A 21,207-nucleotide genomic window follows, 5' to 3' on the forward strand; every position below is an offset into this window, starting at 1 on the left:
CCGCGCTGACGCCCGCTCGAGACCGTGCCGGCTGCTATTCTCGATGGCCCACCCACTCGAAGAGAAAACGATGCGCCGACAATTCCTCTCGTTTGCCTTGCTGTTCGCCATCATCGGTGGTCCCGCGGTCGCCGGGCCGACCGATCCGTCGAAATTCGATGGCACGCCGTACAAGCCGCAGAAGGCGCTGTACGACTTCAACTACGCGAAGCCGACCGATGCCAAGCCGGCATTCGGCTATATCAAGAATCATCTGAGGGCGATCAAGGAATACGGCACGCCGGCCGGTTCGCACATCGTGATCGTCGCGCACGGCAACGAGCTGCATGCCTTCTCGCGCCTGAACCGCGCCGCCTATCCCGAGATGTACGACGAGCTGAAGGCCTTGAAGGACGCCGGCGTCTCGATCCAGGTGTGTGCCAATGCGGCCCGCTCGCGCGGCTACAAGCCCGACGAGTTCTACGACGTGATCACCGTCGTGCCGGCCGCGGTGATCGACATCGCGAAATGGCAGAACGACGGCTACAGCTACATGTGGGCCGGCTGGTACCCGCGGCTGACCCGCGACGAGGTCGTCAAGCAGCATCCCGAGTTGCAGTAAACCCCCGAGGTTGCACCGCGGCCGTGCGCCGGCATATGCCGGCGCAGCGAGCGGTGATCGATCCCGAAAGGGAGCAAGTGCAAGACGGTGCCTTGGCATGCTCGGCGTGTCCGGCTGAACAGCCGGCGGCGCTGGTTTCGAACGGCCGGCAGGCCCTATATTCCAGTCCTTTCGACGAGACACCGTTGCGATGACGTCCAAGCACAACCGTTGGCAGGAACGCTGGGACCTGAACCAGGACGACGGCCTGGCGGTCCACGACAGCGGGTTGCGCGTGCGACTGCACGACGGAGTGGGCGTCGCCGACAACGCCGCCGAAATCGAGCAGGCGCTGCTGCCACAACACGGCCCGCACAACGCGCCGGCGATGGTGCGCCGGTTGATCCGTGAAGGCGCGCAGATGCTGATCGATCCGACCGCGCGCGGCTGGCGCGGCTGAGTGCCGTTCCCGAACACCTCCTTGATCCGCTTGATGCCATGAACCACTCGAATTGCCTGTTCTGCCGGATCGGCAGCGGCGAGGTGCCCGCGCGCATCGTCGCCGAAACCGACGATGTCGTCGCCTTCCTCGATATCCGGCCGATCCGCGAGGGCCATGTGCTGGTGATGCCGAAGCCGCATCACGCCTATTTCGACGACATGCCGCCGGCGCTGACGCAGCAGGTGATGGGCGTCGCCCAGCGGCTCGCCCCGGTGTTGCGCTCGGAATTTGGCGTCGAGCGAGTCGGTCTGCTGTTTTCGGGCGTCGACATCGCGCATGCGCATGCCCACCTGGTGCCGATGGTCGAGCCGACCGACCTGACATCACCGCGCTATTTCGAGGAGAAGCAGCTGACCTTCCGGCCAGCGCCGCTGGCCGACGGCGGGCAACTCGACGCCACCGCCGAGCGGATCCGCAACGGGCTGGCCAGGCATGCCGATTCCGGAGCTTGATCCGATCCGCACCGAGCGGCTCGAGATCCGGCCGGTCCGCGCCGACGATCTGCCGGCGCTGCTCGATGTCAACGGCGATGCCGAGGTCACGCGCTTTCTGCCGTATGCCGCGTGGAACGGGCTTGCCGATGCCGAAGCCTGGCTCGGCAGGATGGATGCGCTGGCGGCCGCCGGCACCGGCCGGCAACTGGTGATGCTGCGCCGGCAAGACAACCGGGTGATCGGCAGCGTGCTGCTGTTCCGCTACGAGGAAGCCGCTTCGCGGCTGGAGCTCGGTTATGCGGTCGGGCGCAGCCACTGGCGCCAGGGGCTGGCTCGCGAAGCCCTCGCCGCGGTGCTCGGTGCCGCTTTCGGGCCGATGGCGATTCGCCGCGTCGAGGCCGAGGTCGACCCGGACAATCTGGCATCGAACGCGCTGCTGTTGTCGCTCGGCTTCACGCTGGAAGGCCGGCTCAGGCAGCGCTGGGTCGCGAAGGGCAGGGCCTACGACGTCAATGCCTACGGCCTGCTGGCCAGCGAGTGGTGATGACCCGCGCGCAGACGTCGCCGGCATTGGCCACGCTGCCCGACGACGGGTGGGCCGACACCGCCTGATTGAACTTCGCGCAGCGCTGCGCACTCGCAGCAGGATGGACCACATCTTCTTCGACGACTGGGACAAGCTGAACCGCACGCTCATCGTCGGTGTGCTGGCCTATGTGCTGCTGGTGATCTTCTTGCGCGCATCGGGCAAGCGCACGCTGTCGAAGCTCAATGCCTTCGACCTGGTCGTCACCGTCTCGTTCGGTTCGACGCTGGCGACGATCTTGCTGAACAAGGATGTCACGCTGGCCCAGGGCGCGCTCGCGTTGCTGCTGCTGATCACGATGCAGTTTCTCGTCACCTGGTCGAGTGTGCGCTGGCGCTCGATCAAGTCGGTGGTGTCGAGCGAGCCATCGCTGCTGCTGTACCGCGGCGAATTGCTCGGCGATGCGCTGCACGCGACGCGCGTCACCGAAGACGAGGTGCTCGCCGCAGTGCGCGGCTCGGGCATCGCCGCGCTCGACGAGGTCGAAGCGGTGGTGCTCGAGACCGACGGCTCGCTGAGCGTCGTGCGGGCGCCTGGAGCCGGAAACGGTTCGGCGCGGTCCAGCCTCGACCCGATCGCGAAGCCCTGATCCGGCTCGTCCGGCCTGCCGCTGACCGCCGCCGTGTGGCGGCTGATTGCGCCGTGCTGCCGACGCCCGGCGTGTCAGGTCGAGACCTACACCGATCTGCGCGGCAGTCCCACGGCAGATCCGCTGCTGGACCCGCGAGCGGCAAAGGGCCGCGCCCGTAAGGTTGATGGGCAGTCAACAACTCGAACAAGCACCCATCATGTGCCCTTTCTCGACCACCCAGGACCGGCCGGCGTCGGTCCCCCAACAGCACTTCAATGCCTTCATCGGCAGCAGCGAATTTCCCTGTGTCGGCGCCCGGTCGGCGCTGAACAGGGATCGGCTGCGTTATGTCCATCTCGAGCGGCTCGGCAGCGTCGCTGCGGCGCGCCGTCTGTGTGATGAGCTGGCCGCGTTTTCAGCCGAGTTTCCGGATCCGGGCAGCCAGCCGGTCAGTTTTGTTGCAACCTTCGAAGCCGAGATCGAAGGCGGCGAAGAGGAATTCGAGCGCCTGCTGTGGCGGCAGCTGCAGCTGGTGCATCAGATCGACCGCGAACATGCGGCCTGGGATCCACGCGTCAGCGCGGACCCGTCGCACCGCGAGTTCTCGATGAGTGTTGGCGGCCGCGCGTTTTTTGTCGTCGGCATGTTCCCGAAGGCGTCGCGGATGGCGCGGCGCAGCCCGATGCCGTGCCTGGTGTTCAATTTTCACGACCAGTTCGAGACGCTGAAGGCGTCGGGCAAATATGCCGGCATGCAGAAGGTGATCCGTGCGCGCGACACCGCGTTGCAGGGATCGATCAATCCGGTGCTCGCCCGTTTTGGCGAGTCGTCGGAGGCGCGGCAGTATTCGGGCCGCGCGGTACCGGCCGACTGGGTCTGCCCGTTTTCTGCAGAGGCCGCCAACGATGCATGAACATTCCGAAGCGTGCACCCGCATCCCGCCGCAATCCGGCCGCGCCTTCGAACTGAAGAAGGGCCAGCTGCTGCGCATCACCGACCCGATGGGCGAGCAGGTCTCGGACCTGTTCGCGTTCGCCCGTGACGATTTCGGCTGCAGCCTGTCGTCGGGGCGCAGCATCGACTACGCCTCGAAGATCTACCTGTCGACCGGCGACATCCTGTATGCGAACGACAGCCGCAAGATGTTCACGATCGAACGCGACACGGTCGGCCGGCACGATTTCCTGCTGACGCCGTGCAGCCAGGAAATGTTCGAGATCCTCTACCGCCACCAAGGTCACCATCCGAGCTGCTTCGAAAACCTGTACACCGCGCTGGAACCATTCGGCGTCAAGCCCGGTCAGATTTCTACCACCTTCAACGTGTTCATGAACGTGACCGTCGATCCGGACGGGCGGGTGGCGGTGCTGCCGCCGACATCACGAGCCGGCGACTGCATCGAGTTGCGTGCAGAGATGGATCTGCTTTGCGCGTTGACCTCGTGCTCGGCCGAGAACTCGAACAACGGCTCTTTCAAGCCGATCGACTTCGAAATCGTCACCGACTGAACACAACAGACATAAAAGAGGAGAAACCCATGGATCTGGTCCGCATCATCTTCGCCATCCTGCTGCCGCCGCTCGGCGTATTCCTGCAAGTCGGCATCGGCAAGCATTTCTGGATCAACATCGTGCTGACGCTGCTCGGCTACATCCCAGGCATCGTCCACGCGATCTACATCATTGCGAAGGTGAAGTGACGGATGACGAGATTGCCCGGCGCGTCCGGCGCAGCCGCCAATGGGCGAATCTGCTCGACGCTGCCTGGGGGATTCCGTATACGCGCTGGCGCTTCGGCCTCGATTCGCTGATCGGCATCCTGCCGATCGCCGGCGACCTGGCCGGCGCCGCGCTCGGTCTTGGCATCGTCTGGCAGGCGCGCCAAGCCGCGGCGCCGCGGTCGCTGCAGGTGAAGTTGCTTGGCAACATCGGTCTCGATCTCGTGCTCGGCGCGGTTCCGATCGTTGGCGATATTGCCGACGTCGCCTTTCGCAAGAACCAGCGCAATGCCGCATTGCTCGAGAAATGGGCGGCGCAGCGGCAGGCCGCGACCCCGCGCCGCGCCTGATCTGGCGCCGAGCCTCCCGCCCCGGTACAGTGCTGCTCCTCGACGGTGACCGATCGGCGTCACCCGCTACCGAATGGAGCCGTGATGATCCGAGGCATGCATGCGATGTTCTACTCGTCGGAGGCTGCAGCACTGCGCGCCTTTTTGCGCGACAAGCTCGAGTTGCCGGCTACCGATGTCGGTGACGGCTGGCTGATCTTCGACCCGCCGACTGCCGATCTCGGCATTCATCCGAGCGAGGCCGGCGGGCCGCCTTCGGGCAGTGCCGAGATCTCGTTCTTCTGCGACGACATCGAGAATACCGTGCAGCGATTGACCGAGCGCGGTGTCGAATTCACGCAGCCGATCGAGGACCATGGTTATGGCCTGGTGACCTATTTCAAGGCGCCGGGCGGGTTCACCGTCCAGCTGTACCAGCCGAGTTATTCGAAGTAGGGCAGCGATGGCAGCGATGAGCAAGGCATCGGCTGGCGGCGCACGTGCGATGCTGGCGGTGCTGGCCGGGCTGCTGGTCGGCAGCGCGGTCAACATGGGGCTGATCCTGGTCGGCGGCAAACTGGTCACGCCGCCGGACGGCGCCGATGTCACGACGATGGAGGGCCTGAAGGCCACGATCCATCTGTTCGAGTTCAGGCATTTCGTCTTTCCGTTTCTGGCCCATGCGCTGGGCACGCTGGCGGGCGCCTTCATCGCATCGTTCATCGCGCCGGCACGCTCGGCCACCGCGGCCGCATTCATCGGCGTGTTGTTCCTGCTCGGCGGCGTCGCCAATGTCGTGGTGTTGCCGGCACCTGCCTGGTTCAATGCGGCCGACCTCCTGCTGGCCTATCTGCCGACCGCATGGCTCGGCTGGTGGATGGCGATGCAGGTGCGTGCGACGCTCAAGCGCGACGAGCGCAGGCAACGGGAATAGACTCGGCGTGTGTGTCTGACTCGCAACGGAGCAAGACGATGCGATCGATTTGCCGACCCCTGCTGGCTGCGCTGTTGTCGTGTGCGCCGCTGCTGCCTGCCGCCCAGGGCAACGACGTGCCGCCAACCGACGGCGCGGCGCTGCTGAAATGGTTGCAGGCGGGCAGCTACCGGCAATGGCCGAAGGAATCTGCGCCGCACCGCTCGCTCGGCCCGCATCCGACGCAGGTGATCGCCTATCTGAATCCGCCGCTCGACCGCTCGCTGGCGGCCAAGGCAGCCGCCCATCCGAAAGGGTCGGCCGCGGTCAAGGAGCTGCTGGATGGCGGCGGCAAGTTGTCCGGCTGGGCGGTCTCGGTGAAAACCTCGGCCGACAGCGACGGCGGCAAGGGCTGGTACTGGTACGAGATCCTCGGCACCCAGGCCGGCAGCCGCGTCGTCGCACAGGCCAACGGCGTGCCGCTGTGTTTCGGCTGCCACACGCCGGGGCGCGATTTCGTGCTGATCGAGCACCCGCTGAAATGAACATGCGGTCGGCCGAGCTCAGCCGCGCGTCGCAGCGTTTCGCCTGAACGTAGCGACATGTCGGCGTCGTCGACCTTCGTGGCAACGAGCAGCGAGCGGGGGCTGGGCCCGGCGGCATCGTCGATGATCTGCTGATGGACACGCTGCGACACCAACCCGTATTCCGGCCGCTGCTGGCAAGCGACCAGGCGAGACTCTGGCGCTGGCTGCATGTCGCGTTGTGGGATCCGCCCCCGGCCGGTCTGCGACCGCTCGAGGTGCTGCAGTCCGATGGCGTGCGCATCTATGCCGAGAACTGGGGGCAGCCGACCGATGTCGGCGTCGTCGCCCGCGTCGACGACTGCGATGCCGGCGCCTGCTGGATGCGGCTGCTGCCGCTTGGCGTCGGCCTTGCGTCGGTCGACGAAACAACGCCGCAACTCGGCATCGCGCTGGAGCCCGAATACCAGCACCGCGGCATCGGCGGGCCGATGATGCTGGCCGCGCTCGATGCGGCACGCTCGGCCGGTTATCGCCAGGTGTCGCTGACCGTGCATCCGCAGAATCCGGCGCAGCAGCTGTACCGGCGCTGCGGCTTCCGCCAGACCGGCGTGCGCAACAGCTACCTGCTGATGGTGGCGGCGCTCGGACCGGGCGGGTAAAGTCGGTCGCCAGCACCACCACGTCCGCGGTCCTGCCGCGGCTGCACGGGACAGAATCCACGCGATGGCCCTACCTTCGGTTCTGAACATCCACGATGTCTCGCAGGCAATCCAGCTGGCACTCGGTCCGGTTTTTCTGCTGACCGGCATCGCCGGCATGTTGAATGTGATGACCGGACGGCTCGCGCGGATCATCGACCGCGGCCGCCATCTGGCGGAAACCGAATTGCCGGCCGACCCGCAGGTGCGCGCGTCGATCGATGCCGAACTCGGCTCGCTCGAACGGCGGCGTCATCTGGCCGGCGCGGCGATCACCGCCTGCACGTTTGCGGCGTTGCTGGTCTGCATGGTGGTGGCAGCGCTGTTTCTCGAAGTCGTTCTCAGCGCGCCGCTGAAATGGCTGGTCGGCCTGTTGTTCACCGCATCGATGCTGGCGCTGGTCGTCGGCCTGGCGTATTTTCTGCGTGAGGTGCATCTGGCCACCAGCACCGTTCGAATACCGCTGCACGAAGGAAGCCAGCTGCGATGAACCTGCCATCACCACGCAACGGACGAATCGTCCATGTCAATATCCCGTGCCGGCAGATCGAGCGCGCACAGGGCTTCTACCGCGCATTGTTCGGCTGGAGTTTCACGCCAAATACCGAGGGATATGTGCTGTTCTCCGACAACGGCGGCATCGGCGGCGGCCTGACGACCGGCGCGACGCCGTCGGAGACCGGCGTGCTGTTCTTCATCCAGGTCGACGACATCGCGAAGACGCTGGCCGAAGCGGGCCGCCGCGGCGCCAGCGTCGTGACCGACAAGCGGCCGGTCGGGGGGCCGGGCTTCTATGCGGTATTCGCCGATCCCGAAGGCAATCGCGTCGGGCTGTTCAGCGACCGCTGATTCGGTCGGCCGACGCGCAATGCGTGGCGCGCCGGAGCCGATCAAAATAGCGCGATGGACTGTTTCCTGCTCGTCGGCAACTCGAATACGCGCAAGACATCGATCATCCGCAGCCTGACCGGCTGCTTCAACCGCAATGTGCGCGACATCCTGCTGCAGGGTACAAAAACCCCGCTGCGGATGTACGCCCGTGTCGGTACGCTGCAGGATACGCGCACCGGCATCGATGATTTTCTGGCCGAGGTCAAGCGCTCGCGCTGCCAGGCGGTCATCTGCTGCCTGTCGCCGACCGCAAGCCGAGATGAGCCGCAGCGTTGCCCCGACGCGAAGGCTTACCTGGAGGGATTTCTCGCCGCCGGCTGGCGCTGCAAGGGCGTGGCGGTGCTCGGGCAGAATGGCGGCGGCGTGCGCGCCACCAACCTGCGCCAGTATCCGCTCGCGCCGACCGCGCCGATCAACCTCACCGCACGTGATATCCGCGCCCAGTTCGGCTGGGTATAGACGACGATGGACACTGCAACCGCCTCGCTCGGCAGCATCGTGATCAGGCCCGACGACCTGAGTCATCCGGCCATTCATGCGCTGCTCGACGAGCACCTGCGCAACATGTTCGAAACTTCGCCGCCGGAAAGTGTCCATGCACTCGATCTGCAGCGTCTTCGCAGCCCCGAGATCAGCTTCTGGTCGGCCTGGGACGGCGATCTGCTGCTCGGTTGCGGCGCGCTGAAGGCGCTTGACGCGGCGCATGGCGAAATCAAGTCGATGCGCACGCCGAGCGCGCTGCGCCGGCGCGGCGCCGGCCGCGCGCTGCTGGCCCACATCATCGACGTCGCGGTGGCGCGCGGCTACCGCCGGCTGAGCCTGGAGACCGGTTCGATGGCCGCCTTCGATCCGGCGCGCAGGCTGTATGAAAGTTTCGGCTTCAGCTATTGCGGCCCGTTCGGCGCCTATGTCGATGATCCGCACAGTGTTTTCATGACTAAGGAACTGCCGCCGCGCTGACGCGGCGCCACGGGATGCCGACCGAGCCGCAACTGCGACCTGCCGAACCGCCTGCCGATGGGCCTGTGGCAGTCACGATCCGCGCCTTTGCCGATGCCGACGAAGACGCCGTCGTCGCGTTGTGGCAGGCTTGCGGCCTGACCCGGCCGTGGAACGATCCGCACCGCGATATCGAACGCAAGCGGGCGGTGCAGCGCGAGCTGTTCCTGGTCGCCGAGGATGGTGAGCGCCGAGTGGTCGCCAGCGTGATGGGCGGCTACGACGGCCACCGCGGCTGGATCAATTACCTGGCGGTCGATCCGCGGCACCAGCGCCAGGGCATCGCCGCGGCGCTGGTGCGCGAACTCGAAGCCCGGCTGCTCGCGCTCGGCTGCCCGAAGCTCAATCTGCAGGTGCGCTCGGGCAACGAGGCCGCCAACCGCTTCTATGAGTCGCTCGGATATCAACGCGACGACGTCGTCAGCTTCGGCCGGCGGCTGATACCGGACTGACACGGTGGAATTGATTGCCGTCATCACGACCGTCGGCGATCACGACGAGGCGCGCGCGATGGCGCGCTCGCTGGTCGAACGCCGGCTCGCGGCCTGCGCGCAGATCAGCCGCATCGAGAGCTTCTACGAATGGCAGGGCGCGGTGCAGGACGACAACGAATACCGCATCCTGTTCAAGACGACCGCAGCGCGCCGCGCCGCGGTCGAGGCCGCGATCCGCGAACAGCACAGTTATGAACTGCCGGCGATCTTTTCGCTGCCGATGCAGCACGTCGATCCGGCGTTTGCCGACTGGGTTGCCGCCGGATGCGGCGAGCAGAGTCGATGATGGCCGACGCTGCGCGAGCGCCGCGGAGGACCTCGACTTGAACGCGACAGCGCTTTTTCTCGCCGTTGTTTTCGGCTCGCTCGGCTTCGCCTATCTCTACTACGCGCGGCAGCAGCGCGCCAGCGTGCCAGCCATCTGCGGTGTGCTGTTGCTGGTCGTGCCGTATTTCCTGCTCGCGCGGCCGATGATCCTGCTGGTGATCGGCAGCGCGCTGGCCTTGCTGCCGTTTTTCTATCGCCGATGAGGCGCGCCGCTTTCGATTCGCTGCTGGCCGAGGTCCGTGCCTGCAGCCTGTGCCAGGCCTCGCTGCCGGCCGGGCCGCGGCCGGTGCTGCAGGCCTCGCCCGGTGCGCGCATCCTGATCGCCGCGCAGGCGCCGGGGCGGCGCGTCCATGCGTCCGGAATTCCGTTCGACGATGCCAGCGGCGAACGGCTGCGCGACTGGACCGGCCTGTCGCGCGCGGCCTTCTACGACCCGGAGCTGGTCGCGATCCTGCCGATGGGTTTCTGCTACCCCGGCGCAGGCCGCAGTGGCGATCTGCCGCCGCGCGCCGAATGTGCGCCGGCATGGCGGGAGCGGCTGCTCGGCGCACTGCCGCAGGTCGAGTTGACGCTGGTGATCGGCGCCCATGCACAGGCCTGGCACATGCCGAGGCAGGCATCGTCGGTGACCGATGCGGTGCGGCGCTGGCGGGTCTTCTGGCCGTCGCAACTGCCGCTGCCGCATCCGAGCCCGCGCAACAACGGCTGGCTGGCCCACAACCCGTGGTTCGAGGCCGAGGTCGTGCCGGCGCTGCGGCAGCGGATCGCCGCGTTGTGCGGTGCGCACCGGTCCGCTTCCCGGCGTTGAGCCTGCCGACGTGGGATTGCCAACGAGGGCCGCATGGTTCATCCGCTGCCGTTGTCCGGTGGGTTGGCGCACGGCGATACTGATGAGCGACCGGGCGGTGCGCGGCCGCATTGCCTGACCGATCCAGTGGTGGCCGACAATCAGGACTCGGCAATGCGACGCAGTATTGGAGAGGCGAGATGGCGATCGGCTGGTTCACGGTATTGAAAAGCGTTCCCTGGGGCACGGTCATCGAAAATGCCCCGGTCGTCGCCGACGGCGCGAAAAAATTGTGGAAGGCGGTGGCCAGCCGCAATGCCGAGCAGGCGCCGGATGCGGCCGCTCAGCAGCAGGCGCCGGAAGCGGCGGCCGCCGCGAAGCCGGTGGCGGACCAGCTGGCCGCATTGCGGGCCGAGTCGGCCCGGCTCGAGGAATTGATGCTGGCCTCGTCCGAACTGATCAATGCGCTGGCCGAACAGAATGCGCAGCTGGTCGAGAAGATCGAGCTGCTGCGGGCGCGCACGCTGGTGCTGACCCGCCTGATCGTCGGTGTCGGCATCGTCGCGGCCGGCGGTCTTGGCGTTGCGCTGTTTCTGCTGTTGCGCGGCTGAGTCCCGACAAGCGCGAGACGGCCTCACCAATGACCGATGTCGCGCTCAGCGCGCTGTTTGTCGGCCTGACTTTTCTGGCGGCCGGTTTTGTCAAGGGTGTCGTCGGGCTCGGCTTGCCGACGGTTGCAATCGGTCTGCTCAGTGTGGCGATGCCGCCGGCCGCCGCGGCAGCGATGCTGATCATTCCATCGCTGGCGACCAACCTCTGGCAGACGATTGCCGGGCCGTATCTGCGGGTGCTGCTGCGAAGGCTGGCGCCGCTGCTGCTGACGATCGGTTTCGGCACCGTGTCGAGCATCGGCATCCTGACCGGCGAATCGGCAGGGCTTGCCAACGGCGTGCTCGGGGCAGTGCTGATCGTCTATGCGGCAATGGGGCTGGGCGGCGTGCGATTCGACGTGCGGCCCGGCGCGGAACGCTGGTTGTCGCCGCTGATGGGCTTTCTGACCGGACTGATCACCGGCACCACCGGCGTCTTTGCGTTGCCGGTGATTCCGTATCTGAATTCGCTCGGCCTCGCGAAGGACGAGCTGATCCAGGCGCTCGGTCTTGCATTCACCGTCTCGACGATTGCACTGGCAGCGGCACTGGCGATCACCGGCGAATTCGCGGCGGTCGATATCGGCAGCTCGCTGCTCGCTGTGCTGCCTGCGCTGGCCGGCATGTGGGTCGGCCAGCGGCTGCGGGGTAGGATTCAGGCTGAAGCGTTTCGCCGCTGGTTTTTCATCGGCCTGATCTTGCTGGGCATCTACATGCTGGGCCGCAGCCTGCTGCGATCGTGATCGACACGAACGAAGGAGGAAGGTGCATGAATCATTTCCAAGGAATTGTCCGGCTGACCACGACGCTGCTGCTTGGCCTGCTGACTGCAAACGGCGCGGCCGCTGCGGGCTGCGCAGGCCCGGAGCACCGGCAATTCGATTTCTGGATTGGCGAGTGGGAGGTTCGCACGCCCGACGGCAAGGTCGCCGGCATCAACCGGATCCGCAGCGACTACGAAGGCTGCGTCGTTCGTGAACGTTACGAGACGGCCACCGGCTACCGCGGCGAAAGCTTGAATGCCTATGACCCCGGCCGCAAGCGCTGGCACCAGACCTGGGTCGACAACAAGGGCGGGGTGCTGCTGCTCGAAGGGGGTCTGCGCAATGGCAACATGGTGCTCGAAGGGCAGACCACCGCAGTCGACGGCACGCCGACGAAGCAGCGCATCAGCTGGACGCCGCGCGCCGACGGCACCGTGACCCAGTTGTGGGAAGCGTCGACCAGCGATGGCCAGTGGTCGATCGTCTTCTACGGCATCTACTGGAAACGGTGAGCGATCCGATGTCGACCATCGATCGCGAGTCCGGCCACTTCGTCAATTTCGCCTACGGCTCGAACATGTCGAGCCGGCGTCTGCTGGCGCGCACGCCGTCGGCAGTCGCACTCGGCATCGCGCGGCTTGCCGGCCATCGGCTGGCCTGGCACAAGGTCGGTCAGGACGGTTCGGCCAAATGCGACATCATCGGCACCGGCACCAGCGAGGACACCGTCTGGGGCGTGCTGTACCGCATTGCCGTCGTCGACCGCGCCGCGCTCGATCACGCTGAAGGGCTCGGCAGAGGCTACGACTACCGGCAGATCGAGGTGGTCGCCCGTTCCGGTCTGGTGACGGCCGGCGTCTATGTGGCCACACACATCGATCCGGCGCTGCGGCCCTTCGACTGGTATTTGCGTCATGTCGTCGACGGCGCTGCCGAACACGGCCTGCCGCATTCGTATCAGCAAACGCTGCGTCAGGTGATCGCTGTTCCCGACCCCGATCCGTCACGCGGCCGCCCGATCTCTCGCTGAGGCCGCCCCGCGCGGCTTTGCTTGAGCTGGATCAGGGCGGCGCGGAATCGATGCTTTACGATGGACCGGTGTTCCACGCTGATTCTGAAAGGGGCTTCGATGGCTGGTTGGTTCGAACTGAAGCAGGGCAACAGCGGCAAATTCTCGTTTGTGCTTGCCGCCGGCAATGGCGAGCCCATTCTGCGCAGCGAGCAGTACGAAAGCAGGGCCTCGGCACGCAACGGCATCGCGTCGGTGCAGAAGAACTGCACCTCCGACAACCGCTTCGACCGCAAGGATGCATCGGATGGCCGCTTCTATTTCAATCTGAAGGCAGCCAACCACCAGGTCATTGGCACCAGCCAGATGTACAAGTCCAGTGCCAGCCGCGATGCCGGCATCGAGTCGGTGAAGAACAACGGCTCGACCGAGACGATCAAGACCCCGGACTGAACTCGCCGGCGGTGCGCGGGTCATGATGAACGAGCATGTTCGACCCGCCACCCTACGCACTGTTGGCAGATGCCGTCCTGCTGCTGCATTTCGCGGTGGTGATCTTTGTTGTCGGCGGGCCGATCGTGGTGCTGGTCGGCAATCGCGTCGACTGGGCGTGGGTCAACCGGCTCGGTTTCCGGCTCGCCCATCTGGCGGCAATCGCTTACGTCGCGCTGCAGGCCTGGCTCGGCGCAACCTGTCCGCTGACCCATCTTGAAAACCGGCTGCGCTCGATGGCCAGCGAGCAGCAGGCGTACAGCGGTAGCTTCGTCGAATACTGGATCCAGCGCGTGCTGTTCTACGATGCGCCGCCATGGGTCTTCGTCTTCGCCTACACCTCGTTCCTGCTGCTGGTGATGCTGATCTGGTGGATTTATCCGCCGGCAAGACGCAAGCGGGAGCGGCAGGCGCCGCTGCGCGGACGTTCCGATCGGACCATGCGATGACGCCGGCGACGCAGCGGCCGCCACCGACGCCAGGCAATTGGCATTGCCTGCTGGCCGGCGCCGGCCTGCTGGTCTGTTGCAGCGAAGCGTGGGCGCAGGGCACGGCCGTCGTGCTCGGCCAGTCGCTGGCCTGGGTCGGCCTGCTCGGCGGTGCGGTGGCCGGGGCAGTGTCCGGCTTCCTGCAGGCACGGCCAGCCGCATTCTGGCCGGCATTCGGCATCTACCTCGGATTGCTGGCGATGCTGGCATCGACCCGCGCCGGCTCGCTCGAGATCGTGCCGCTGGCGCTGGTATTTGGCGCGGTGGCGGGCATCGTGCCATTTGCCGCGGCCTGGTTCGGGGTCCGCTGGTGCTGGCGGCGCTGGCGCAGCAGCAGGCAGCGATGATCAAGCTGCTCGACATCGACCACCTGGTGCTGCGCGTCGTCGATCTGCAGCGCATGCTCGACTTCTATTGCGATGTGCTCGGCTGCACGGTCGAGCGGCGCAACGACGAGATCGGGCTGATCCAGCTGCGCGCCGGCGCGTCGCTGATCGATCTGGTGCCGGTCGATGGGCAACTTGGTCGCGCCGGCGGCGCGGCGCCCGGCGGCGAAGGGCGCAACCTCGATCACTTCTGCCTGCGGGTCGCCGATTTCGACGCCGACCTGCTGCATGCCGAACTGGCAGCCCATGGTGTCGAGGCGGGCCCGGTCACGCAGCGTTTTGGCGCGTACGGCCTCGGACCGTCGATCTACCTGACCGATCCGGAAGGCAATGTGGTCGAACTGAAAGGTCCACCGGACGCTTCGCGTGCAGCTTGACGCTGCGCGGCGCTGTCCAACCGCGGGGTTGCAACAGAGGCGAACCATCAACGAGACTTGCCACTCCAATGCGGTCATCTCAATGAATGGAGGCTTCATGAAACAGACCTTGTCCATGTTCGCTGCAATCGTGCTGGCCGGCACGGCACACGCCGCCGATACCACCGTCAACATGCACGTCGCTGATGCGAAGGGAGTCGGTGCCGCGGTCGGCAGCGTGCGCATCGTCGAGACGCCGCACGGGCTGGCCTTTTTTCCGAACCTGCAGGGGTTGCAGCCCGGCCTGCACGGCTTCCACGTGCACGAAAATCCGTCGTGTGAGCCGGCGATGAAGGACGGTGCGCCGGTCCCGGCGCTGGCCGCCGGTGGCCACCTCGATCCGAAGAATACGAAGCGGCACGGCCTGCCCTGGGGCGACGGCCACCTCGGCGATCTGCCGGCGCTGTTTGTCGCAGCCGACGGCAAGGCGAACAATCCGGTCCTGGCGCCGCGGCTGAAAATGGCCGATGTCATGAAACGTTCGCTGATGGTCCATGCCGGCGGCGACAACCACTCGGATCATCCGGAGCCCCTCGGCGGTGGCGGTGCGCGGGTTGCCTGCGGCGTGATCGGCGGCGGTTGATCACCGGAAAGGTCCGAGGGAGCAGACAATCCACCGGCATGACGGCCGGTATTCGCGAATTCATCGCTGGTTTTTCCCCGCTTCGGATCGGGCTTCTGGCGCTGTTGTTGGTGGCGTTGACCGGAATATTCGATTCGGCCACCGGCTACGAGATCTCGTTCTCGATCTTTTATCTGATTCCGGTCAGCCTCGCGGCATGGTATGCGGGGGCGCGGATTGCTGTCTGTATCAGCCTCGTGGCGGCGGTGGTCTGGCTGGCCGCCGACGTCGACGCCGGGCATGAATATTCGCGAGCCTGGATTCCGTTCTGGAATGCGGTGGTCCGCTTCGGATTTTTCGTGATCGTCGCCTATCTGCTCGTCCAGCTGCGGTCATTGCTCGAAACGACGGCGGCACTGGCCCAGACCGACCCGCTGACCGGCTTGCTGAATGCGGGCAGCGTGCGGCGGCGTTATCGGCAGGCCGCGACCTTGGCGGCCAGGCAGCGGCAGCCTGTCGCCATCGGCTACATCGACCTCGACAATTTCAAGTCGGTCAATGACAGCTTCGGTCACCGAACCGGCGACGAGGTGCTGACCGAGATCGCCGTGACCTTGCGCGCGCGTGCGCGCGCCTCGGATATCGTAGGCCGAATTGGTGGCGACGAATTCGTCATCGTACTGCAGCAAGCAGACGCCAGCGGCGCGCAGGTCTTTTTCTCGCAGCTGCATGCCGCGTTGATCGCACTCGCCGAGGCCAGGGCCTGGCCGGTCGGCTTCAGCGTCGGTGTCGCAGTGTGCGCCCCGCCACCGCCTGACGAAGATGCCGCATTTGCTTTCGCCGACTCGCTGATGTACGAGGTGAAGCGAAGCGGCAAGAATGCAATCCGCATCCGGCAAATGCCGGCCACCGCTGACGGCTGACGGCGGCGGCTCCGGCGCCGCGGCAACGGTGCACAATGGAGCGCACTGGTACGGACCTCCGGATGTCGAAGCATGGCCGACCTCAGTTCGCTGACGATGACGCAGATCATCCGCATGCAGAATCAGCTGCAGGAGGAACTGACGCGCCGCTTTGCCCGCCAGATGCTGCTGGTCTTCTCGGACATCGTCGGCTCGACGCCGTATTTTGCGAAGTTCGGCGACGCGGCCGGGCGGCAGCTGCAGCAGCTGCACCTCGATCTGCTCGGCGGCTGCGTCGCCGAATGCGATGGCCGCATCGTCGATACCGCCGGTGATGGCGCTTTCTGCGTCTTTCCGAATGCCGAGGCGGCGGTCAAGGCGCTGATCGAATTTCACCAGCGGATTGCCCACAGCAACGCCGGCCGCGGCCGCCAGCACCAGTTGCAGGTGCGTGTCGGCATGCACTGGGGCTCGGTGCTCAGCGACGGCGTCGCGGTCAGCGGCGATGCGGTCAATCTGTGCGCCCGGGTGGCCGCGTCGGCCGATCCGGGCGAGATCCGCCTGACGCGCGAGGTCTTTCTCGAAATCGAACGCAGCCACCGCCTGATGTGCCATGCGCTGGGCACCGTGCAGCTGAAGGGTGTGGCGACTGCGGTCGAACTGCTGACGCTCGACTGGCGCGATCAGGCGCTGTTCCCGCGCCGCTTGCGGATCGAGGAAACGCGCGAGGAGCTGACGCTGCCGCAGCAGGATATCGTCGCCTTCGGCCGCCTCGCCGAGCACGATGGCCTGCGCGCGAATGACGTCGTATTGAGCCATCCGGATGCCGATTCGGCACGCCAGATCAGCCGCTGGCATTTCGAATTTCGTCGTCTTGCCGACGGCCTGCAGTTGCGGGCGCTGTCGGACAATGGCACCGAAGTCGATGGGGTCGCGGTCGGCAAGGGCGAGCAGGTACCGGTCAGGGCCGGCTCGCGGATCCGCATCGCCGGTGTCTTGACCCTCGAACTGATCGGCCCGCAGCAACAGGCCGAGATCGACGATGCCGACTCGACGATGATGTTCCGCGGCGCACGCAGCGCCGCTGCGCCGCCAGGCTGACGCCGGTCGGCGTTGGCAGAGCCAACGAACCGACCTGCCGACCGGCCGTTGCTCAGTGCGCCGGCACCTCGAGCCGGTACGGCGCGAGGTATTCCTGGCGGTACAACTCGAACGGCATGCTGTCCATCGCCTCGATCTCGCGCTGGTCGTCGACCGACCGGGCGGCCAGTGCACGGTGGCGCTGTTCGGCGTCGTCGCTCCACGGCAGCGCCATCAGCTGTTCGCGCGTCTTTTCCGAGCACAGATCGGTGAAGCGGTTGTGCCCGCCGTCGAGGGCGTCGCGGATCGCCGCGATGACGCGTGCCGACGGCAGGCGCTCGGGGTCCCTGACGGTGCGCCGTGCCGCGTCCAGCGCAGCCTGGTGCAGTTCGCCGCCATCGATGGCGTCGAGCCGTTCGGCGATCGGCTGGAAATCGGCCATCAGCTCGTCGGCCCAGTCGTCGAGCGGCTGCTGCAGGTTGTTGCGTTCGAGCCTCAGGCCCGGCGCACGGCCGTGGGTTGCAGTGTGGTGCTGGTTGCGCCCGAGTGCGGCGATTTCATCCGGCGTATCCGGCGGGCTTTCGCTGAGCAGGCAGTGCAGCAGAAAGATGTCGAGAAAACGTGCCGTCTGCGCCGAGATGCCGACCGGCTCGAACGGATCGAGGTCCATGCAGCGGACCTCGACATATTCGACGCCGCGCTCGCGCAATGCATGCAGCGGCCGCTCACCGGGGAAGATCACCCGCTTCGGCCGGATCGTGCCGTAGAACTCGTTTTCGATCTGCAGCAGGCTGGTCGCCAGTTGCCGGTATTGCCCGTCCGGGCCGGTGACGCCGATCGCCTCGTACGGCGGGTACGGTCGTGTCAGCGCGTCGTGCAGCGACGCACCATAGGTCTCCAGGCTGTTGTAGCTGACCGCCAGCGTCGACTGCGCATCGCTCTGGTAGCCGAGCCGGCCCATCCGCAGCGACGTCGCATGCGGCAGGTGCAGCGTGTGAGGGCCGAGCGGCTCCAGCTGGTGCGGGCGGTCGCGGACGAAGTCCGGGCAGACCGCCGGCGAGGCGCCGAACAGATAAAGCAGCAGGAACGAGCGCCGGCGGAAATTGCGGATCAGCGCGAAATAGTCCTCGCTCGAGACACCGGGCATCGACCAGTTGTAGTGGATGCCGGAAATCGTCTGCATGCGCCTGCCGTAGCGGTAGCCGAGGCCGGTCCGGTAGACGCTTTTGGCCTGGCCGACGTTCGAACGCCCGTAGCGGCCGATCGGTATCTCGTCATCGGCCGGCAGGCGGCACGGCATGCTGGATACCCACAGCCGCTCGTCGCCCTGGGCCGCCAACACGCGGTAGACATACTGGTGGATCTCGGTCAGTTGCTCGATGCAACGATCGGCATTGGCGTGTGCACCGGTCACCAGTTCGAGCTGCGATTCGCTGAAATCGGTCGTGATGTGCGGGTGCTTCAGCGCCGACCCGAGCGCGGCCGGATGGGGCGTCGACGCCAGCGCGCCGCCGGGCAAAACCCGCAGGCTCTCTTTCTCGATGCCGCGGCGAATGCCCTTCAGCTGTGCCTCGCTCAACGCCTGCAGGCCTTGGATCAACAGGGTCACTCGCTCGCTCCTCATTGTTTTAGGGGGCAGAAGGTAGCAGACCTGGGCCGATCCGGCTGGCGTCGGGGCTATCGCCGCCGGCCGCTCAGCGCGGCGCCGGCGCGACGAAGCGCGGATTCTGTTGCCGCCAGGCGGCCGGGGGCAACGGCGCGTCGTCGGCCCACAAGCCCGTGCGTTGTCGTCGGGCCAGTCGTTCGGCAGCCGCGTAGTCGATGCGCCGCCGACTCGGCTGCTCGTGGGCATATTGCCGATAGAACCAGGCCATGCCCTTGCGCAGCTGGTTCAGGCCGCAGTCCTGGTCGGCCGCAAAGACGATGCCGAGCGTGCGGCCATGGCGGTCGCTACCGAGTACCTCGACCACTGCGGTGCGGCCCAGCGCGCAGCCGACGAGGCTGTCGCGCGACGCGCTGCCGAATGGCTGCTCAGCCTCGGGTGCGTCGATCGCCGCCAGCCGGACCAGCAGTTCGCCGTCGTGCTGCGCGATCGTCAGCGTATCGCCATCGTGGACCCGGCTGACCTGGCCGACGACGATGCCTTGCGCGGCCGCAGGCAGCCACCACGCGAGCAACATGACAGCGCTGACGAAGGTCGCGAGGTAATGGCCGCCACGGCGGCGCGAGCCGCTTGAAAACCGCGGGTACATCGGCCGATTCTGAAACAAGAAGCGCCGCTGTGGCGGCGCTTCTTCGGTGCGGCTCAGGCCGGGTGCGAGACCGGCGGCACCTGGCTGCCGATATCGGGCAGCGCGCCACCTTCGCCTTCCCAGGTCTGTTCCGGCGCCGGTTTCGATCCGGCCGCGGCCTGCGCGAGCAGGGTCTGCACCGTGCTCATTTTCTCGAGCACCCGTGGCGGCAGCAGATAGGGATAGCCGTCGGGCAGGCCGAGGCTGCGGTTCATCGCATTGAGAAACTGTGCCACCGGCAGCCAGTGCTCGAGCACCAGTTCCTCCAGCGGCACATTCTGCGGCGGCGCGCCGTCGGCCGGTTCGGTCGACGTATGGCCGTTCAGGCGCAGCCCCCACGATGAGGCGGTTTCGACCGCGTCGATCACCAGCAGGTAATGCGCGCAGGTTTCGGCCCAGTCCTCCCACGGATGGCAGCTGGCATATTCGCTGACGAAGCGGCTCGACCAGTCGGCCGGCGGGCCGTTCGAATAGTGGGTTTGCAGCGCCGCCTGATAGTCGGCGCGCTCGTCGCCGAAGATCTCGCGGCAATGCGCTTCGCCTTCGCAGCCGGTGACGTAGCGCTGCTGCAGGTAGTGGCTGACCTCATGGCGCAAGTGGCCGAGCAGCGTGCGCACCGGCTCGCGCAACGAAACACGCGCGGCTTCGCGCTGCACATCGTCGGCTTCGGCAATGTTCAGCGTGATCAGCCCGTCGTCGTGTCCGGTGACCACAGGCGCTTCACCGGGGAGGCTTTCGAGCAGGTGGAAAGCCAGGCCCTTCTTGTCGTCGGGGCCGGTTTTCGGTTTCGGCGTCAGGCCGATCTTCATCAAGGTATAGACGAGGCGCCGCTTCGCCGTCTCGATCGCCGCCCAGTGGCGCAGATTGATCGGGTTGTCGAGCGACGGGATGACCTCGGTCAGCCGGCAGCTGATGCAAAAATCGTGATCGTCACCGGCATCGAGCATCCAGTTGCAGATATCGTGCTGCACGCGGTTTGTGCACGGGCGCAGCCGCCCGCCACCACCGCCCTTGCGCAGCCAGCCTTCGGCGAGCGGCTCGCCGGAGCGTTCGCTGTTTGCCGATTCGCTGGCGTCGAACGCCTGCATCCGACCCTCGCTCGGCACATAGCCGAGCGCGGACTGGCACGCACCACAGACCGAATTCTCGAAGAAGACGGTCTGGCCACAACTGCTGCAGGAAAAAGGTGTCATGGCGGTGCGTTCCCAAGGAGATCAGCTGCGGACTTCGAGGTTGTTCTGCACGTCGACCACGCCCTTCACATTGGCGGCAAGTCGGGTCGCACGCTCGCGGGCTTCGGAGTTCGGCGCCGTGCCGCGCAAGGATACCTTGCCATTGACGGTGTCGACGTCGATCTTCAGCGCGCTGAGTGCCGAATCCTTCGCGAGTTCGGCATTGACCGATGCGGTGATTGCGGCGTCGTGCACCTTGTCGCTGACGGCTTCGGCCGCATTGGATGCGCTCTGCTTCAGGTCGGCGGTGGCTTCGCGGGTGGCCTGCTGCGCATCGGCGACCTGCTCGCGGATCTCGGTCGATGCCTGATCGCTTTTCTGCTCGGCAGTCGCGACCGCGGAATCGATCTGCTGGCCGGCGGTGCGCTCTTCGTCGCGATTGCCACAGGCGCTCAGCAGCAGCGCCGCAGCGGCGGCCGTTGCAAGCATCGTGGTGCGCAGGCGGTTGGTGGATTGGCTGTTCATCGTGGTCCTCTTCTTAGACTCGCTGGCGGCAGATGTACCGGAGCGGTGCCCCATGCACCGCGGTCTTGCCACCCGGCATCGCACGTGGCGATGATCCTGCGAGCAGGTTAAGGGT

General features: G+C 66.4%; 36 protein-coding genes. 32 read left to right on the forward strand and 4 right to left on the reverse strand.

Annotated elements, in window-relative coordinates; genetic code table 11:
* Nucleotides 1–70: 70 nt before the first annotated feature.
* The 32 genes from ACNH6H_RS15655 to ACNH6H_RS15810 all read left to right on the forward strand — a co-directional run bounded on the left by ACNH6H_RS15655 (nt 71) and on the right by ACNH6H_RS15810 (nt 17,125).
* Nucleotides 71–601: a DsrE family protein gene (locus tag ACNH6H_RS15655; RefSeq protein ID WP_418318939.1), complete on the forward strand. Its 531-nt coding sequence runs from the start codon at nt 71–73 to the stop codon at nt 599–601.
* A 190-nt stretch (nt 602–791) separates the two neighbouring features.
* Nucleotides 792–1,040: a hypothetical protein gene (locus tag ACNH6H_RS15660; RefSeq protein ID WP_418318941.1), complete on the forward strand. Its 249-nt coding sequence runs from the start codon at nt 792–794 to the stop codon at nt 1,038–1,040.
* Between the two features lie 38 nt (nt 1,041–1,078).
* Nucleotides 1,079–1,534: an HIT family protein gene (locus ACNH6H_RS15665; protein WP_418318943.1), complete on the forward strand. Its 456-nt coding sequence runs from the start codon at nt 1,079–1,081 to the stop codon at nt 1,532–1,534.
* Nucleotides 1,515–2,060, forward strand: a complete 546-nt coding sequence (locus ACNH6H_RS15670; protein ID WP_418318945.1) for a GNAT family N-acetyltransferase — start codon at nt 1,515–1,517, stop codon at nt 2,058–2,060. Before ACNH6H_RS15665 ends, ACNH6H_RS15670 begins: the two co-directional genes overlap by 20 nt.
* A gap of 103 nt (nt 2,061–2,163) precedes the next feature.
* Entirely contained in the window at nt 2,164–2,691 is a 528-nt protein-coding gene (locus ACNH6H_RS15675) for a DUF421 domain-containing protein (protein ID WP_418318947.1), read from the forward strand.
* Nucleotides 2,692–2,890: 199 nt separating this feature from the next.
* Entirely contained in the window at nt 2,891–3,586 is a 696-nt protein-coding gene (gene gntA / locus ACNH6H_RS15680) for a guanitoxin biosynthesis heme-dependent pre-guanitoxin N-hydroxylase GntA (RefSeq protein WP_418318949.1), read from the forward strand.
* Nucleotides 3,579–4,181: a DUF1989 domain-containing protein gene (locus ACNH6H_RS15685; RefSeq protein WP_418318951.1), complete on the forward strand. Its 603-nt coding sequence runs from the start codon at nt 3,579–3,581 to the stop codon at nt 4,179–4,181. The genes gntA and ACNH6H_RS15685 overlap by 8 nt, the downstream gene beginning before the upstream one ends.
* Nucleotides 4,182–4,210: 29 nt before the next feature.
* Entirely contained in the window at nt 4,211–4,372 is a 162-nt protein-coding gene (locus tag ACNH6H_RS15690) for a YqaE/Pmp3 family membrane protein (RefSeq protein WP_418318953.1), read from the forward strand.
* Nucleotides 4,369–4,740 (forward strand): DUF4112 domain-containing protein, encoded by a 372-nt coding sequence (locus ACNH6H_RS15695; protein ID WP_418318955.1) that lies wholly within the window; start codon nt 4,369–4,371, stop codon nt 4,738–4,740. The genes ACNH6H_RS15690 and ACNH6H_RS15695 overlap by 4 nt, the downstream gene beginning before the upstream one ends.
* An 84-nt stretch (nt 4,741–4,824) precedes the next feature.
* On the forward strand, nt 4,825–5,175 hold the full coding sequence (locus ACNH6H_RS15700; RefSeq protein ID WP_418318957.1) for a VOC family protein: 351 nt from the start codon (nt 4,825–4,827) through the stop codon (nt 5,173–5,175).
* Nucleotides 5,176–5,191: 16 nt separating this feature from the next.
* On the forward strand, nt 5,192–5,653 hold the full coding sequence (locus ACNH6H_RS15705; protein ID WP_418318959.1) for a hypothetical protein: 462 nt from the start codon (nt 5,192–5,194) through the stop codon (nt 5,651–5,653).
* A gap of 38 nt (nt 5,654–5,691) precedes the next feature.
* The gene (locus ACNH6H_RS15710; RefSeq protein ID WP_418318961.1) at nt 5,692–6,177 is read left to right on the forward strand and encodes a hypothetical protein; all 486 of its coding nucleotides are present in this window, start codon (nt 5,692–5,694) and stop codon (nt 6,175–6,177) included.
* Nucleotides 6,178–6,311: 134 nt separating this feature from the next.
* Nucleotides 6,312–6,818 (forward strand): GNAT family N-acetyltransferase, encoded by a 507-nt coding sequence (locus tag ACNH6H_RS15715; RefSeq protein WP_418318963.1) that lies wholly within the window; start codon nt 6,312–6,314, stop codon nt 6,816–6,818.
* A 64-nt stretch (nt 6,819–6,882) separates the two neighbouring features.
* A complete protein-coding gene (locus tag ACNH6H_RS15720) occupies nt 6,883–7,347 on the forward strand; it encodes a DUF2721 domain-containing protein (RefSeq protein ID WP_418318965.1) in 465 nt (154 codons plus the stop codon).
* A complete protein-coding gene (locus ACNH6H_RS15725) occupies nt 7,344–7,706 on the forward strand; it encodes a VOC family protein (protein ID WP_418318967.1) in 363 nt (120 codons plus the stop codon). The genes ACNH6H_RS15720 and ACNH6H_RS15725 overlap by 4 nt, the downstream gene beginning before the upstream one ends.
* Before the next feature lie 54 nt (nt 7,707–7,760).
* Entirely contained in the window at nt 7,761–8,207 is a 447-nt protein-coding gene (locus ACNH6H_RS15730; protein WP_418318969.1) for a hypothetical protein, read from the forward strand.
* A 6-nt stretch (nt 8,208–8,213) separates the two neighbouring features.
* Nucleotides 8,214–8,708 carry a GNAT family N-acetyltransferase gene (locus ACNH6H_RS15735; protein ID WP_418318971.1) on the forward strand — a complete coding sequence of 165 codons (495 nt, stop codon included), beginning with the start codon at nt 8,214–8,216 and terminating at the stop codon, nt 8,706–8,708.
* A gap of 14 nt (nt 8,709–8,722) precedes the next feature.
* On the forward strand, nt 8,723–9,199 hold the full coding sequence (locus ACNH6H_RS15740) for a GNAT family acetyltransferase (protein ID WP_418318973.1): 477 nt from the start codon (nt 8,723–8,725) through the stop codon (nt 9,197–9,199).
* A gap of 4 nt (nt 9,200–9,203) precedes the next feature.
* A complete protein-coding gene (gene cutA, locus ACNH6H_RS15745; RefSeq protein WP_418318974.1) occupies nt 9,204–9,527 on the forward strand; it encodes a divalent-cation tolerance protein CutA in 324 nt (107 codons plus the stop codon).
* Between the two features lie 37 nt (nt 9,528–9,564).
* Nucleotides 9,565–9,771 (forward strand): hypothetical protein, encoded by a 207-nt coding sequence (locus ACNH6H_RS15750; RefSeq protein ID WP_418318976.1) that lies wholly within the window; start codon nt 9,565–9,567, stop codon nt 9,769–9,771.
* Nucleotides 9,768–10,376 (forward strand): uracil-DNA glycosylase family protein, encoded by a 609-nt coding sequence (locus ACNH6H_RS15755; RefSeq protein WP_418318978.1) that lies wholly within the window; start codon nt 9,768–9,770, stop codon nt 10,374–10,376. The genes ACNH6H_RS15750 and ACNH6H_RS15755 overlap by 4 nt, the downstream gene beginning before the upstream one ends.
* 179 nt (nt 10,377–10,555) lie before the next feature.
* The gene (locus ACNH6H_RS15760; RefSeq protein ID WP_418318980.1) at nt 10,556–10,966 is read left to right on the forward strand and encodes a hypothetical protein; all 411 of its coding nucleotides are present in this window, start codon (nt 10,556–10,558) and stop codon (nt 10,964–10,966) included.
* Nucleotides 10,967–10,995: 29 nt separating this feature from the next.
* Nucleotides 10,996–11,748 carry a sulfite exporter TauE/SafE family protein gene (locus tag ACNH6H_RS15765; RefSeq protein ID WP_418318982.1) on the forward strand — a complete coding sequence of 251 codons (753 nt, stop codon included), beginning with the start codon at nt 10,996–10,998 and terminating at the stop codon, nt 11,746–11,748.
* A 26-nt stretch (nt 11,749–11,774) separates the two neighbouring features.
* On the forward strand, nt 11,775–12,281 hold the full coding sequence (locus tag ACNH6H_RS15770; RefSeq protein WP_418318984.1) for a hypothetical protein: 507 nt from the start codon (nt 11,775–11,777) through the stop codon (nt 12,279–12,281).
* 8 nt (nt 12,282–12,289) lie between these two features.
* A complete protein-coding gene (locus ACNH6H_RS15775) occupies nt 12,290–12,799 on the forward strand; it encodes a gamma-glutamylcyclotransferase family protein (RefSeq protein WP_418318986.1) in 510 nt (169 codons plus the stop codon).
* A 99-nt stretch (nt 12,800–12,898) separates the two neighbouring features.
* Nucleotides 12,899–13,231 carry a YegP family protein gene (locus tag ACNH6H_RS15780; protein ID WP_418318988.1) on the forward strand — a complete coding sequence of 111 codons (333 nt, stop codon included), beginning with the start codon at nt 12,899–12,901 and terminating at the stop codon, nt 13,229–13,231.
* A 35-nt stretch (nt 13,232–13,266) separates the two neighbouring features.
* Nucleotides 13,267–13,719, forward strand: a complete 453-nt coding sequence (locus ACNH6H_RS15785) for a DUF2784 domain-containing protein (protein ID WP_418318990.1) — start codon at nt 13,267–13,269, stop codon at nt 13,717–13,719.
* Nucleotides 13,716–14,105, forward strand: coding sequence for a hypothetical protein (locus tag ACNH6H_RS15790; protein ID WP_418318991.1), 390 nt, complete (start codon nt 13,716–13,718; stop codon nt 14,103–14,105). Before ACNH6H_RS15785 ends, ACNH6H_RS15790 begins: the two co-directional genes overlap by 4 nt.
* Complete coding sequence (locus ACNH6H_RS15795; RefSeq protein WP_418318992.1) at nt 14,102–14,521, forward strand: VOC family protein; 420 nt, start codon at nt 14,102–14,104, stop codon at nt 14,519–14,521. The genes ACNH6H_RS15790 and ACNH6H_RS15795 overlap by 4 nt, the downstream gene beginning before the upstream one ends.
* 97 nt (nt 14,522–14,618) lie before the next feature.
* Nucleotides 14,619–15,143, forward strand: coding sequence for a superoxide dismutase [Cu-Zn] SodC (sodC, locus tag ACNH6H_RS15800; protein ID WP_418318994.1), 525 nt, complete (start codon nt 14,619–14,621; stop codon nt 15,141–15,143).
* 38 nt (nt 15,144–15,181) lie between these two features.
* The gene (locus tag ACNH6H_RS15805; protein WP_418318996.1) at nt 15,182–16,045 is read left to right on the forward strand and encodes a GGDEF domain-containing protein; all 864 of its coding nucleotides are present in this window, start codon (nt 15,182–15,184) and stop codon (nt 16,043–16,045) included.
* 72 nt (nt 16,046–16,117) lie between these two features.
* Complete coding sequence (locus ACNH6H_RS15810) at nt 16,118–17,125, forward strand: adenylate/guanylate cyclase domain-containing protein (RefSeq protein WP_418318998.1); 1,008 nt, start codon at nt 16,118–16,120, stop codon at nt 17,123–17,125.
* A gap of 52 nt (nt 17,126–17,177) precedes the next feature.
* On the opposite strand, the gene gshA is transcribed toward ACNH6H_RS15810, so the two are convergent.
* The 4 genes from gshA to ACNH6H_RS15830 form a co-directional block, all read right to left on the reverse strand.
* Nucleotides 17,178–18,713 (reverse strand): glutamate--cysteine ligase, encoded by a 1,536-nt coding sequence (gene gshA / locus ACNH6H_RS15815; protein ID WP_418319000.1) that lies wholly within the window; start codon nt 18,711–18,713, stop codon nt 17,178–17,180.
* An 85-nt stretch (nt 18,714–18,798) separates the two neighbouring features.
* Nucleotides 18,799–19,356, reverse strand: a complete 558-nt coding sequence (locus ACNH6H_RS15820) for a thermonuclease family protein (protein WP_418319002.1) — start codon at nt 19,354–19,356, stop codon at nt 18,799–18,801.
* Between the two features lie 53 nt (nt 19,357–19,409).
* Nucleotides 19,410–20,588, reverse strand: coding sequence for a zinc-binding metallopeptidase family protein (locus tag ACNH6H_RS15825; RefSeq protein WP_418319003.1), 1,179 nt, complete (start codon nt 20,586–20,588; stop codon nt 19,410–19,412).
* Between the two features lie 21 nt (nt 20,589–20,609).
* Entirely contained in the window at nt 20,610–21,092 is a 483-nt protein-coding gene (locus ACNH6H_RS15830) for a BON domain-containing protein (protein ID WP_418319005.1), read from the reverse strand.
* Nucleotides 21,093–21,207 lie beyond the last annotated feature (115 nt).

The organism is Pseudideonella sakaiensis, assembly GCF_048320135.1.
Lineage (GTDB): Bacteria > Pseudomonadota > Gammaproteobacteria > Burkholderiales > Burkholderiaceae_C > Ideonella_A > Ideonella_A sakaiensis_A.

Coding starts and splice junctions, on each gene's coding strand:
- ACNH6H_RS15655 (WP_418318939.1), top strand. CDS start 71: ATGCGCCGACAATTCCTCTCGTTTGCCTTGCTGTTCGCCATCATCGGT.
- ACNH6H_RS15660 (WP_418318941.1), top strand. CDS start 792: ATGACGTCCAAGCACAACCGTTGGCAGGAACGCTGGGACCTGAACCAG.
- ACNH6H_RS15665 (WP_418318943.1), top strand. CDS start 1,079: ATGAACCACTCGAATTGCCTGTTCTGCCGGATCGGCAGCGGCGAGGTG.
- ACNH6H_RS15670 (WP_418318945.1), top strand. CDS start 1,515: ATGCCGATTCCGGAGCTTGATCCGATCCGCACCGAGCGGCTCGAGATC.
- ACNH6H_RS15675 (WP_418318947.1), top strand. CDS start 2,164: ATGGACCACATCTTCTTCGACGACTGGGACAAGCTGAACCGCACGCTC.
- gntA (WP_418318949.1), top strand. CDS start 2,891: ATGTGCCCTTTCTCGACCACCCAGGACCGGCCGGCGTCGGTCCCCCAA.
- ACNH6H_RS15685 (WP_418318951.1), top strand. CDS start 3,579: ATGCATGAACATTCCGAAGCGTGCACCCGCATCCCGCCGCAATCCGGC.
- ACNH6H_RS15690 (WP_418318953.1), top strand. CDS start 4,211: ATGGATCTGGTCCGCATCATCTTCGCCATCCTGCTGCCGCCGCTCGGC.
- ACNH6H_RS15700 (WP_418318957.1), top strand. CDS start 4,825: ATGATCCGAGGCATGCATGCGATGTTCTACTCGTCGGAGGCTGCAGCA.
- ACNH6H_RS15705 (WP_418318959.1), top strand. CDS start 5,192: ATGAGCAAGGCATCGGCTGGCGGCGCACGTGCGATGCTGGCGGTGCTG.
- ACNH6H_RS15710 (WP_418318961.1), top strand. CDS start 5,692: ATGCGATCGATTTGCCGACCCCTGCTGGCTGCGCTGTTGTCGTGTGCG.
- ACNH6H_RS15715 (WP_418318963.1), top strand. CDS start 6,312: ATGGACACGCTGCGACACCAACCCGTATTCCGGCCGCTGCTGGCAAGC.
- ACNH6H_RS15720 (WP_418318965.1), top strand. CDS start 6,883: ATGGCCCTACCTTCGGTTCTGAACATCCACGATGTCTCGCAGGCAATC.
- ACNH6H_RS15725 (WP_418318967.1), top strand. CDS start 7,344: ATGAACCTGCCATCACCACGCAACGGACGAATCGTCCATGTCAATATC.
- ACNH6H_RS15730 (WP_418318969.1), top strand. CDS start 7,761: ATGGACTGTTTCCTGCTCGTCGGCAACTCGAATACGCGCAAGACATCG.
- ACNH6H_RS15735 (WP_418318971.1), top strand. CDS start 8,214: ATGGACACTGCAACCGCCTCGCTCGGCAGCATCGTGATCAGGCCCGAC.
- ACNH6H_RS15740 (WP_418318973.1), top strand. CDS start 8,723: ATGCCGACCGAGCCGCAACTGCGACCTGCCGAACCGCCTGCCGATGGG.
- ACNH6H_RS15755 (WP_418318978.1), top strand. CDS start 9,768: ATGAGGCGCGCCGCTTTCGATTCGCTGCTGGCCGAGGTCCGTGCCTGC.
- ACNH6H_RS15760 (WP_418318980.1), top strand. CDS start 10,556: ATGGCGATCGGCTGGTTCACGGTATTGAAAAGCGTTCCCTGGGGCACG.
- ACNH6H_RS15765 (WP_418318982.1), top strand. CDS start 10,996: ATGACCGATGTCGCGCTCAGCGCGCTGTTTGTCGGCCTGACTTTTCTG.
- ACNH6H_RS15770 (WP_418318984.1), top strand. CDS start 11,775: ATGAATCATTTCCAAGGAATTGTCCGGCTGACCACGACGCTGCTGCTT.
- ACNH6H_RS15775 (WP_418318986.1), top strand. CDS start 12,290: ATGTCGACCATCGATCGCGAGTCCGGCCACTTCGTCAATTTCGCCTAC.
- ACNH6H_RS15780 (WP_418318988.1), top strand. CDS start 12,899: ATGGCTGGTTGGTTCGAACTGAAGCAGGGCAACAGCGGCAAATTCTCG.
- ACNH6H_RS15785 (WP_418318990.1), top strand. CDS start 13,267: ATGTTCGACCCGCCACCCTACGCACTGTTGGCAGATGCCGTCCTGCTG.
- ACNH6H_RS15790 (WP_418318991.1), top strand. CDS start 13,716: ATGACGCCGGCGACGCAGCGGCCGCCACCGACGCCAGGCAATTGGCAT.
- ACNH6H_RS15795 (WP_418318992.1), top strand. CDS start 14,102: ATGATCAAGCTGCTCGACATCGACCACCTGGTGCTGCGCGTCGTCGAT.
- sodC (WP_418318994.1), top strand. CDS start 14,619: ATGAAACAGACCTTGTCCATGTTCGCTGCAATCGTGCTGGCCGGCACG.
- ACNH6H_RS15805 (WP_418318996.1), top strand. CDS start 15,182: ATGACGGCCGGTATTCGCGAATTCATCGCTGGTTTTTCCCCGCTTCGG.
- ACNH6H_RS15810 (WP_418318998.1), top strand. CDS start 16,118: ATGGCCGACCTCAGTTCGCTGACGATGACGCAGATCATCCGCATGCAG.
- ACNH6H_RS15820 (WP_418319002.1), bottom strand. CDS start 19,356: ATGTACCCGCGGTTTTCAAGCGGCTCGCGCCGCCGTGGCGGCCATTAC.
- ACNH6H_RS15825 (WP_418319003.1), bottom strand. CDS start 20,588: ATGACACCTTTTTCCTGCAGCAGTTGTGGCCAGACCGTCTTCTTCGAG.
- ACNH6H_RS15830 (WP_418319005.1), bottom strand. CDS start 21,092: ATGAACAGCCAATCCACCAACCGCCTGCGCACCACGATGCTTGCAACG.